Source organism: Oribacterium sp. (genome assembly GCF_057249185.1).
Genome location: NZ_DBHIGR010000070.1, coordinates 1 through 10,323, shown reverse-complemented (window position 1 = coordinate 10,323; position 10,323 = coordinate 1). Strand labels below are relative to the sequence as shown.

Here is a 10,323-nt window from a genome sequence, read left to right as displayed (position 1 = left end):
CTCCGTTCATCATTGCCATAAATCCCGGTCTGTCAAACTGTGTTCCGCTGATTCCATCATCGGTAAAATGAACGATGTTCTCCAAATGATTTTTCTTTGCGTATTCTTCCAAAATTTTCTTCTGATTGACAATCGAATTGCTCTCGCCTTGTAGTTCATCATCTCGGCTTAACCTTTCATACAAGGCGGTTATTTTCTCATAACTTCTCACGATTACCTCCTCAAATTCTTCAATAAAAAAAGAATTAAGCAAAACATCTTTCACTCAAATAGTGATGAAGTGTTCTTCTTAATTCTATAACTCCCAATACTACTAAAGCTATATTTGTATCCCAGCCCTATTGCGTAATTTAGGCTTGCTATACAATTGGTCTTAGTGTGAATTCTTTAAATATTTTTTGTTTTCCTTCTCCTTCCTCCTTTATCCAATAATCCGGTTAACTAATACTCCTTTTCAACAAACAGTCCTTTCCATTTTCGAAATTGTACCTTCTGCAAAAATACGATAAAATAATCTTCCGATTCAAAAGATACTCCCCCTATGCTTCACTTACGCTCAGCAAACAGTTATGATTTCCGTACAGAAAATGATGAAGGAACCGGTACTCGATATAAGGGAATGTTATATTACGACCTATCTATCTTGTACTTGACTCCATTGCCCGCTATTGCACATGATTCTCTTTTGTTCGCCAATCTTTCCGACCAGAATATTAGGAAGATTTTAATGCTCTACGCAGAAGAGAAAGAAAAGCAGATTTTTATTGCATTTGATAGATATGAAAATTATGGAAATGCAATCAAAGAATTACTTCAAGCAAATTGTGTATTAAAGCTCAGTGGTAGAGAGCAAGCACTATTCGGTAGGCAATGGGCTCTAAGAGATGATAGTAGAGTTGATATCTCTTGATTATTCATTCATAAGGAGGAAAAGCAATGTTAACAGAAGTTGAGCGAGAAAAAGTTTTCTATACCAGAGGATTCCGAAACTTTTGTTTTCGAGCAGAAAAAGCTAACCCTCATGTTCTACTACTCCGATTACGCAAAATTCTTTTGTTATGTTTCATGTGTCTTATCGGATTTGCAATGGTTGGATTTAAAATAAATTGGCTTGTTAAATGCATTTTATTTGGGGGGCTCTTGGGTATTATAGCTAATTATTTCTGGGGTATCTGGTTAACAATGATTATATACAAACATTCTGTATTGTTTCAGTTATTGGAGACAAAGAAGCAACAAGAAAAGATGCAGAAATATCTTTCTGAATCTATTGAGGAATTATTACAAGCAATCATTGATGGAAATATATTGGTCAAGGATTTAGGAGACGGAATTGTTTTGTACCGAAATAAAAAAATATATACATTCTTTTACAAGGGGTACTTTTATGACATGGAGCTTTATGAGAAGTCGAGGAAAGTATTTTTAGAGCCAGACATTGCAATTCAGCAACTTAAAAATAACAGTATCCCTAAAGAATACTTTGAAAAAGATTCTTTCTCTTTATCAGAGAAGAACTAAAGGTAGCTTGCAAGTACTGATTTGATGGAATAATCCATAACTTCTAAAGGAGGAAAAGCAATGTTAACTGAAGCTGAGCGAGAAAAAGTTTTTTATACCAGAGGCTTTCGAAACTTTTGTTTTCGTGCCGAAAAAGCCAACCCTCACTATTTATTCTACCGATTCGTAAATATAATTTACTTTTGCTTTTTATTTCTTATCTGGTTTGCTATAAGCGAATTTAAAATAACTTGGTATACTAAATTATTATTTTTTATTTGCTTCTCTAATATTATAATAGGTTATTTCTGGGGTGCTTGGTTAAAAATAATCATATTATTACATCTATTTAAGAGGACTCAAAAACAACAGAAGGAAACACAGAATTCTCCATCTGAGTGGTTAGAGATATTCCTTAAAAAAATCATTAATGGAGAGGTACTGGTCATTGACTTAGGTGATGGATTTGTTTTGTTCCAAAACAAAAAATTAATTGCATTCTTTTACAAGGGATTTTTTTACGATATGGACTATTATGAAAAATTTAAAAAAGTATTTTTTGAGCCCGAGAGTGCAATTCAGCAACTTAATAATAACAGTATCCCTAAAGAGTAATTGGGACAAGCAAAAAACAGCCCCACTTTCGTGGAGCTGTTCTCATTAATCTACCTGGTATGGTAACAGAGCAATGTGTCTTGCACGCTTGATAGCGGTAGTGATTGCTCTCTGATGTAATGCACAAGAACCTGTAATTCTTCTGGGAAGGATCTTTCCTCTCTCAGAGATATACTTTCTTAATGTTCCTACATCCTTATAATCTACCGGCTTTACCTTATCTCCGCAGAATCCACAAACTTTCTTTCTGCTGCGGAAGCCTGCGCCGGCTCTTCTTGGTCTTGCTGAACCACTCTTATCTGACTTCTGAAATGCCATGGCTTTCCTCCTTCTATATTGCAGCTATGCTGCTCTTCATCCTGAGGAAACCTTCCCTACCTAAGTGAAGGGGAGTCCCTCGTCCTCTACCCCATCAGGTATATTCATAAATCCTTCTCCAAGATCCTCTTCTCCGCCGCCTACATAGGGGCCGGAAGAACGGGAATAGGAAGTGTTGCCTCCCTGTCCTTTGCTGTCTGCAAACTCCTGGTCATCCACAATAATATCTGTGGTATATACGGTTTGTCCGTCTTTGTTCTGATAACTGCCTGTCTGAATACTGCCGGATACCAACATACGCATTCCTTGATGCATATACTTCTCTGCAAATTCTGCTCTCTGTCCGAAGGACACACAACGGATAAAATCTGCTGTAGGCTGTCCATCGTTTTGGTTTCTGCGGCCTCTTCTGTCCACGGCAAGAGTATATCTTGCAATGGCCATGCTGTTCTCACCCTGGGAATACCGAATTTCCGGATCTCTTACCAATCTACCCATCAGGATAACTCTGTTCATGTTTTACTCGCTTTCCGCTTGCTTATTCAGCTACTGCTTCTGCTGCAGGCTCATGCTTCTTTGTCTTAGCTGTTTCTTCTTCTGGCTTAACCACAAGATAGCGGATTACCGGTTCCATAATACGAACCTGGTCCTCGAGCTCGTTAGGAGTGTTTGCATCTCCTGTGAACGGGATGAAATAGTAGTAGGCTTCTTTCATGTGCTGAATTTCATAAGCCAGTCTCTTCTTTCCCCACTCTTCGATGTTCTCTGAAACAGTACCATTGTAACGGGTGATAAATCCCTTAATCTTTTCAATGGCTGCTGCTCTCTCCTCATCATCGAGCTTCGCACTGAGAACAACGCATAACTCATACTTGTTCATTCGCTTTTACCTCCTTTTGGTCTCTGGCCTTTCCTTTTGGAAAAGCAAGGAATAGTGATACAGCTAACAATGATAGCAAAGTTCTCTACTGTTTGCAAGCATTAAAATTAGTCCACGTCAATAATATAAATCCTCTCCTTTGCCAGTCTCTGCAAAAGAGCATCTTCCGTATCGTCTGTATAGCCGCTGAGCTTTCGAAAGGCCTCCGGATCCAATATTTTCAGCATCACCACCGGATCCTCCGGCAGTTCGTCCTCCTCATCGGAGAGGGACGCTTCCTCCGCCCTTCTTTCTAAAAGTTCTTTGGTAGGAATAGCATAGAGTACCGCCTTCCAGATTTCTTCCAAAGGCTTTTCTTCTAAGCTAAGCTTTCCTATAGTCCGAAAACCGTAGGGGCTGTAAATGCTTTCCGCCACGGGAATCAGGAAGCAAAAAGGCTCTCCCTCCTCCTCTAAAAGAGAAAAGGCATGGCGAAGCAATTCTCCCATAATCCCCTGCTTTCTCTTTTCTTTCTTGGTACCGATGGCATAGAGGTAGCTTGCCGTAAGCTCCTTTTTAAAGAAGGACATCCGGAAAGGGTTGATATGAAGCATGCCCACAATCTCTCCCTCTTCCTCCATAGCAAGGATTCTCTTCGGTCTTTTACGATAATAGTAGTCCACAAAGGCATCCGAATCCTCCGGGAAGATTTCTCGGTACAAGGCTTTGGTTCTCTCCTGTTCCGCCTCCGTTCGGAGAAGAAGAATTCTTCTACTCATACTCTTCTACGTCCTTCTCGTATTTATCCGTAAGATACTTCTCATAGCCCGGGAAATCCTTCTGCAAAACCATGTATTTTCTGGCAAAGCCGATGGGATTATAGCTCTCCTTCGCCTTCCGAAGACCTTGCAGACCCATATCATCCTCCCGGTTTACCAGCTTCGCCTGGGGAAATTCATGAAGCAGAAATTCCTGGTTAATCACCTGATAAATTCCGGGGACATCGGGATTTCCCTTTTCAATAGAGATGCTGGCCATTTCCTCTCTGGGGTTGTACGCACCGATGGAGAAGGCCTCCAGCTTTCCGTCTATGAAAATACCGCCGATATAATGGTCTATAGCAAAGCAATTCTGTAAAACTTCGTGAATTCCCTTGATTTCGTATTCCAGGGTTTCCTCTCCGTTTCCCTCTTCCTTGACCCGGTGGGTATACCAACGATCCAAAAAGTCCCAAACCGCCTGTTTTTCCAAGCAACGAATACTTCTGTATTCCCAGCGGCCCTCATATTCTCTCTTGAACTTGTTGACCAGATTCTTCTTCTTATGAAAACGCTTTCCCGGCAGGGTCCGAAGCTCTTCCGCATCATAGAGGTAATCCTTGTAATCCTCCTCTTCCCGTACGATAAAGCGGGGATCCTCCTCCAAATGCAGGTACTTTACCGCCTCCTCATCCGCCAAATAAATCTTTAAAGGCTGCTTTAAAACCTGATTAAAGTAATCCTTAATCAAATCAAAATACTGAGGCAAATCCTCTTCGTCACAGTAGGGCGTGGCAGTATACTGTTCTCCGTCCTTCTCCATCAGAATAAAAAGAGCCTTGTCCTCCCACTCTGCTATGCGGGTATTACAATATTCCGCCCAGAGGTAGCTGTCCAAAGCGCAACTATCACAGGTTTTGTTCGGTCTTCGATAAAAATACGGAGCAATACGGACGGAGTCCTCCACCCGTATTGGCTCAAATATCAATTTTTTCGCATCCAATGCCATATTTGTCCTTCCTTTCAGGAACTGCTTTCTACTCGGGACATTTTACCACAGAATGCAAAAAAGCTTGTGAAAAAACGATAAAATTCCTCCTTTCTTTTGAAATTTTTCTTTCTTGAGAAAGACTTCTCTGTAGACTCTCTCCAAAACAACAACGTTGACCGGTCTTAGCCTTACCATAACAAAAGAAAGGGCATCTGCCTAGACTCCACATTCGGATAATATCCGTAAACGGATAAGGTTTTGGCCCTTTCTCTATTGATTTCTCTCCTACTGCCTTGAGGAATGATTGGGAGTAATACGACGGATGACGCTTTTTGAGTCGGCTTTTTCCGAAGCATTCCCTCCATGATCTTCCGATGCCCCCATTCCGTAAATCTCCAGTAGCTCCTTCGTATAGACTCCCTTTTCCCGATATAGAATCAGGGGCGGTAAAATCCGAAGCTCTACAGAGGCTCCCCGTACCGCTTCCAAGAGGAAAAGCTTTGCCTCTCCCTCCACAAAGGAATGCACCATCTGCAATCTTTTCGGCTCCAGGCCTTTTTCCCGTAAAATACTGATAATCTCCGCCAATCGTTTCGGCCGATGCACAAGATAAAACTTTCCCTTAGGCGCCAATAAATATCTTGCCGCCTCCGAAACATCCGTAAAGCTACAGCTCACCTCATGTCTTGCAATATTTTTCTTTTCCAACGGATTTTGCAGGTCTCCCTGCATATAGGGAGGATTTGCGGTCACCACCGTAAAAGAGGAAGCCAGGCTCTTTCCCTCTACTGTCCTTTGCTCTTGGATTTTGCAAAGGTCTCCCTCCAAGATATGGATTCGCGCCTCTTCATTTAAAGCTACGGATCTTCTGGCAAGCTCCACCGCCTCCCTTTGAATTTCGATTCCGTAAATGCTTTCCGCCTCTGTTTTTGCCGCCAAAAGCAAGGGCACAATTCCATTTCCGGTACAGAGATCGAAAACTCTTCCTCTCTTTACCCCCTGCTTTGCGAAATTCGCCAAAAGCACCGCATCCGTTCCATAACAAAAGGCTTCCGAATCCTGAATAATTCGGTAGCCCTTGCATTGTAAATCATCTATTCTTTCCATGATAAACTTATCTATTCTTTCTCTTTGAAAACCGCTTCTTAGGCTTCGTCTTTTCTCCGTCTTGGCTTAAACTTCAGCTCCGAAACCTCATACTCCCGAAGCTCCTTCTCATCTTCCTTTTCCAAGTTTACAATCAGCTTTACCTTCTGGTTTAAGACAGAAACGGAAACCACCTCTCCCTTTAAGCCCTCCTTGGTGGTGGCATAGTCTCCCACCGCCGGCAGCTTGGAGTTTAAGAACTCATAAACCTCTTCTTCATTTTTCAAACAACACATCAAACGACCGCAGACCCCGGAGATACTGCTGGGGTTTAAGGATAAGCCCTGCTCCTTTGCCATCTTGATGGACACCGGAACAAACTCCGGAAGATAGCTGTGACAGCACAGAGGCCGACCGCAGGAGCCGTAGCCTCCCAGAAGCTTGGTCTCGTCTCTTACCCCCACCTGTCGAAGTTCGATTCTGGTACGAAAAATCGCTGCCAAATCCTTCACCAACGCACGGAAATCCACCCTGCCGTCCGCGGTAAAATAGAACAGTGCCTTTCCCCGGTCAAAGGTATATTCCACATCAATCAGCTTCATTTCCAGCCCATGCTCTTGAATCTTCTTCCGGCAAATCTGAAAAGCTTCCCTTTCCTTCTCATGATTTACTTCGTACTGCTTCCGGTCCTCCTCTGTGGCCTTTCTGAGAATTTCCTTAAGAGGCATCACAATCTTTTCCTCCGGAAGCTCCTTATTGGCCATCAAAACTTCTCCGTATTCCACGCCTCTGGAGGTTTCCACCACGGCAAACTCTCCCCTCGTAAAGCTTATGCCCTTGGGAGCGAAATAATATACCTTTCCCGCGGTTCGAAACTTTATTCCAATTACCTCTGTCATCTATAACCCTTTCCTTATGGCTTTTTCTATGGCTTTCTTTATGGCTTTTCTATAATTATGTATTGGATAAAAACAAAAAGAAATCTAAAATCTGATAGTTTTGGGCAACATTTACCGCCCGTCCTTCTTTATAGCGTTCTATATATTCTCCCCACTGCCCCAGTGTCCAATAGGAATATTTTTCCGCCATGGCCGTAATGCTCTCTCTGGCACTCTGCCCATAGAGCAAATGATGGTCTTTCGTGCTTTTATAGCATAACACATCCCGCAAAATAATATCAAGAAAACAGTAGAGCTCTTGCCCGTCCAGCTGTCCCAGCTCCTCCGCGTATTTCTGCATTTCCTCCTGCTTCTTATGGGCAATCTCCTTTAAAAAGGCGGGTAAGGCACGAAGAGCCGGAATTTCCTGTAGCAATTTCCACTGCTTATCAATGGGCATATCCCCCACATAGACTCGAACCACACGGCTCAAAACGGTGTCTAAAAGCTTGTTTTCATTTTCGCAAAGGAGAATCATGATAACATGCTCCGGAGCTTCCTCCAGGGTTTTTAAAAGGGCATTTTGGGCCTCCACCGTCATCTTATCGCTGTGGCAAAGCACGTAGACCTTGTACTTCCCTTCCTTCGGGGAAATGTCCACCGTCCCCTTCACTTCCTGACGAATCTGGTCAATGGAAATGCTGGATTTCTTCTCTCCGTTTTCCTTCTCCTGATAATCCACAAAAATCAGATCCGGATGCTCTTCCTTTTCAATGCGAAGACTCAGACTGTCCTCCGGCTCTTCCGGTTCTTCCTTTTTACTTTTATGAAAAAGCCGTACCACAAAGTCCTTCGCCATTTGACGAAGCAAGTCCTCTTCCTGCCCAATCACAAGATAAGCATGATGGATTCGATGATCCGGTATGGAAATCCCCTTCATTCCTTGCCTTTTCCTCTTCCTGTTCTCTTCTTATCACAATCGGATGATCCGCTACAGCCCTCTTTCCGTCCCCGATTTTATATCCGCCAGAATCTCTTCCACACATTTGTCAAAATCAAGATTGTGATAGCGTTTCTTAATGCCGGCTTCCCGAAGCTTTTCCTCCGAAAAATCCTTATTATCCGCCTGAAAACGTCTTTCCAGCTCCTCCAGAGCCTTGGGATCATTCCCCTGCTCCCGAGCCTTGGCTCGACTTAGGCGAAGCTCATCCTCCAGCTCAATATAAACAGGCCGGATAAACTCCTGCCCCAGATAGTCTTTAATACTGTTATAGCTTTCCAAGGTTCCGATGCAGAGAAAGCCCTTGCCTTTCTCCCGAAAGCCTTCCTCATAAGCCGTGCCGTAATACCAAAGTCCAAAGGCGGTATCGTAGCTGCGGCTTTCCATCATTTTCCCCTCCGAAAGAAGCTTTAAAAACGCCTCTTCCGAAAGAAAATGATATTCCTCCCCCTCCTTTTCCATGGGGCGCATAGGCCGGGTAGTATAGGGGATAATCCTTTTTAGCTCGCTTCTTTTCACCAGCTCTCGGAAAATGCTATCCTTTCCCACAGCGGATTTTCCGCAGATATAATAGATCATTGCTCCTCATTCTCCTAAGGCTGGCCCGGGCCCTGATTGTCTCCGCCCTCATCCGCAGACTTGGGGCCTTCTCCTACTACCGCATCATCGGAGCTATGGCTCTTGCTGCTTTTCTGACCGGCTGTAGATTCCTTTGTTGCCGCTGTACTGCTCTTTTTACCGCTCTGACTCTCCAAGGTGGGGGATTCGCCAATGCTTTCCTTGCTGCCCTTACCGGAGGAGCTGCTTTCTTCTTTGGAGGCGGAATCTTTTCCGGATTCCTTCGTAGATTCCTTGGTACTCTCCTTATTACTTTCCTCGGATTTGGTCGATGTTTCTTCCTCCGAGCTTTCTTCCGTAGTCTTTTCTGTCCTTACTTCCGTTTCTTTCTTCTTGCTCTCTTTGGTAGCTTCCGTAATCACAACCGCTTCCTTACTGCTCTCTGAGGCAGCTTCTGTCGCCTTTAAATTCGGTAAAGAAAAGCCTGCAATATTCTTGAAAAACAAAAAGCAAACCACGATAGCCACAATGGCCAGGGATAAGGCGAAGAGCAGCTTCAGAATATCCCCGATAAAATTGGCTTCCTCCTCCACATGCTGCTCACTTCTTCTTTTCTTTCTATGATCCTTCATACCTAATCTATAACCCCTTTGCAAAAAACATTTTTCCTTAGAATCTTGCATATTTTAACATGAAAATGCAGAACAATCTATGAGGAACTAAGCCCAAGGTTTAACTTATCTGTACTGCTTCTATATTTTATGTACAAAAAGGAAATTCCTCTTCAAAATACTTTAAAAGAATTTCCTCTTCAAAATGCTTTAAAGGAATTTCTCCTTTACTTCTCCGGAAGAAACAATCTTCATGCTGCCCTCTTGGCAACGCACGGAAAGAGAACCGTCCTCTAAAATCGCTTCTACCCTTCCTCGATATTCCTGATGGTTTTCCGTGAAGAGAATCTCCTTAGTTAATAAGATATTTTCCTTCCTATACTCTTCTTCCACCTTATCCTGATCTAAAAAAGAGAAATAGTGAAACAGGATAGACGCAAGAAACTGATTTCGGTTTATAGTTTCCTTCTTTTCCTCATGATAATCAAACAATGCTCCGGCAATGCCGGAAAGCTCCTGGGGAAATCCGGATTCCGGCAGAAAAAGATTAATCCCGATACCCATAATACAATAGGCTAAAGAAGAAGAATCGCTAAGCTGTCCTTCAGCTAAGATTCCCACTAGCTTTTTTCCTTTATAAAACAGGTCATTTACCCACTTAATGGAAAGCTCTATATCAAAAACCTCCTTCACGGCACGTTTTACCGCAACAGCTGCATGGCAAGTTAAAACCAATGGGTTCTTGTTTTCTCCCCTTGGCTTAGTCAAGATACTGAAGTACAGGCCTGAGCCCCTGGGAGAAAGAAAGGATTTGCCCATCCTCCCCCGTCCGGCAGTTTGATAATCGCTAAGAAAAACGGTACCTTCCGAAATATGGGAAAAAATATCTTCTCCATAGGGAAGCTCATGAATTCTTCTTTTACATTCCGTATTGGTGGAGTCAATTTCATCAAATAAAAGTACATGAGGCTCCAAAGATAAGCATCCCTGATTTCTTACCTGATAAAAACGCAATATTTCTGTAGAAGATAAGGGCTCCATAATTCCTCCGAATTTTACATACAAAAAAATCCCAAGAACATCTTGGGATACCGTGACGCCAACGAGACTCGAACTCGTGATACCACCGTGAAAGGGTGGTGTCTTAAC

At 42.9% G+C, this 10,323-nt stretch carries 15 protein-coding genes; 3 read left to right on the top strand and 12 right to left on the bottom strand.

Going from position 1 to position 10,323, the window contains the following annotated elements:
* Window positions 1–211 (bottom strand): recombinase family protein (locus ACO4PX_RS05535; protein ID WP_485571897.1); only part of this gene is annotated, 211 nt, incomplete at its 3' end.
* Between the two features lie 330 nt (window positions 212–541).
* Between ACO4PX_RS05535 and ACO4PX_RS05530 the strand changes: the two genes are divergently transcribed.
* From ACO4PX_RS05530 to ACO4PX_RS05520, 3 genes are read left to right on the top strand one after another with little or no spacing between them, the layout of a single operon-like run.
* Window positions 542–910 (top strand): DUF2326 domain-containing protein, encoded by a 369-nt coding sequence (locus ACO4PX_RS05530; protein WP_485571895.1) that lies wholly within the window; start codon window positions 542–544, stop codon window positions 908–910.
* Between the two features lie 26 nt (window positions 911–936).
* Window positions 937–1,521, top strand: a complete 585-nt coding sequence (locus ACO4PX_RS05525; protein WP_485571893.1) for a hypothetical protein — start codon at window positions 937–939, stop codon at window positions 1,519–1,521.
* 60 nt (window positions 1,522–1,581) lie between these two features.
* A complete protein-coding gene (locus tag ACO4PX_RS05520; RefSeq protein WP_485571891.1) occupies window positions 1,582–2,115 on the top strand; it encodes a hypothetical protein in 534 nt (177 codons plus the stop codon).
* A 45-nt stretch (window positions 2,116–2,160) separates the two neighbouring features.
* Here ACO4PX_RS05520 and rpsR read toward each other — a convergent pair whose 3' ends face one another.
* The 11 genes from rpsR to ACO4PX_RS05465 all read right to left on the bottom strand — a co-directional run bounded on the left by rpsR (window position 2,161) and on the right by ACO4PX_RS05465 (window position 10,215).
* Window positions 2,161–2,433: a 30S ribosomal protein S18 gene (gene rpsR, locus ACO4PX_RS05515; protein WP_007157529.1), complete on the bottom strand. Its 273-nt coding sequence runs from the start codon at window positions 2,431–2,433 to the stop codon at window positions 2,161–2,163.
* 60 nt (window positions 2,434–2,493) lie between these two features.
* The gene (locus tag ACO4PX_RS05510; RefSeq protein WP_007157530.1) at window positions 2,494–2,949 is read right to left on the bottom strand and encodes a single-stranded DNA-binding protein; all 456 of its coding nucleotides are present in this window, start codon (window positions 2,947–2,949) and stop codon (window positions 2,494–2,496) included.
* Between the two features lie 22 nt (window positions 2,950–2,971).
* Window positions 2,972–3,313, bottom strand: coding sequence for a 30S ribosomal protein S6 (gene rpsF, locus ACO4PX_RS05505; RefSeq protein WP_485571890.1), 342 nt, complete (start codon window positions 3,311–3,313; stop codon window positions 2,972–2,974).
* A gap of 107 nt (window positions 3,314–3,420) precedes the next feature.
* Window positions 3,421–4,071 carry a GNAT family N-acetyltransferase gene (locus ACO4PX_RS05500; protein WP_485571888.1) on the bottom strand — a complete coding sequence of 217 codons (651 nt, stop codon included), beginning with the start codon at window positions 4,069–4,071 and terminating at the stop codon, window positions 3,421–3,423.
* Window positions 4,064–5,059: a DUF2156 domain-containing protein gene (locus tag ACO4PX_RS05495; RefSeq protein WP_485571886.1), complete on the bottom strand. Its 996-nt coding sequence runs from the start codon at window positions 5,057–5,059 to the stop codon at window positions 4,064–4,066. The genes ACO4PX_RS05500 and ACO4PX_RS05495 overlap by 8 nt, the downstream gene beginning before the upstream one ends.
* 267 nt (window positions 5,060–5,326) lie before the next feature.
* Window positions 5,327–6,148, bottom strand: a complete 822-nt coding sequence (locus tag ACO4PX_RS05490; RefSeq protein WP_485571884.1) for a tRNA1(Val) (adenine(37)-N6)-methyltransferase — start codon at window positions 6,146–6,148, stop codon at window positions 5,327–5,329.
* Window positions 6,149–6,186: 38 nt separating this feature from the next.
* Window positions 6,187–7,026, bottom strand: coding sequence for a PSP1 domain-containing protein (locus tag ACO4PX_RS05485; protein WP_007157536.1), 840 nt, complete (start codon window positions 7,024–7,026; stop codon window positions 6,187–6,189).
* 55 nt (window positions 7,027–7,081) lie between these two features.
* Complete coding sequence (locus tag ACO4PX_RS05480; protein WP_485571882.1) at window positions 7,082–7,945, bottom strand: hypothetical protein; 864 nt, start codon at window positions 7,943–7,945, stop codon at window positions 7,082–7,084.
* Between the two features lie 51 nt (window positions 7,946–7,996).
* Window positions 7,997–8,584, bottom strand: a complete 588-nt coding sequence (locus tag ACO4PX_RS05475) for a guanylate kinase (protein WP_314966556.1) — start codon at window positions 8,582–8,584, stop codon at window positions 7,997–7,999.
* Between the two features lie 14 nt (window positions 8,585–8,598).
* A complete protein-coding gene (locus ACO4PX_RS05470) occupies window positions 8,599–9,195 on the bottom strand; it encodes a hypothetical protein (RefSeq protein ID WP_485571881.1) in 597 nt (198 codons plus the stop codon).
* Between the two features lie 189 nt (window positions 9,196–9,384).
* Window positions 9,385–10,215: a biotin--[acetyl-CoA-carboxylase] ligase gene (locus ACO4PX_RS05465; RefSeq protein ID WP_485571879.1), complete on the bottom strand. Its 831-nt coding sequence runs from the start codon at window positions 10,213–10,215 to the stop codon at window positions 9,385–9,387.
* Window positions 10,216–10,323 lie beyond the last annotated feature (108 nt).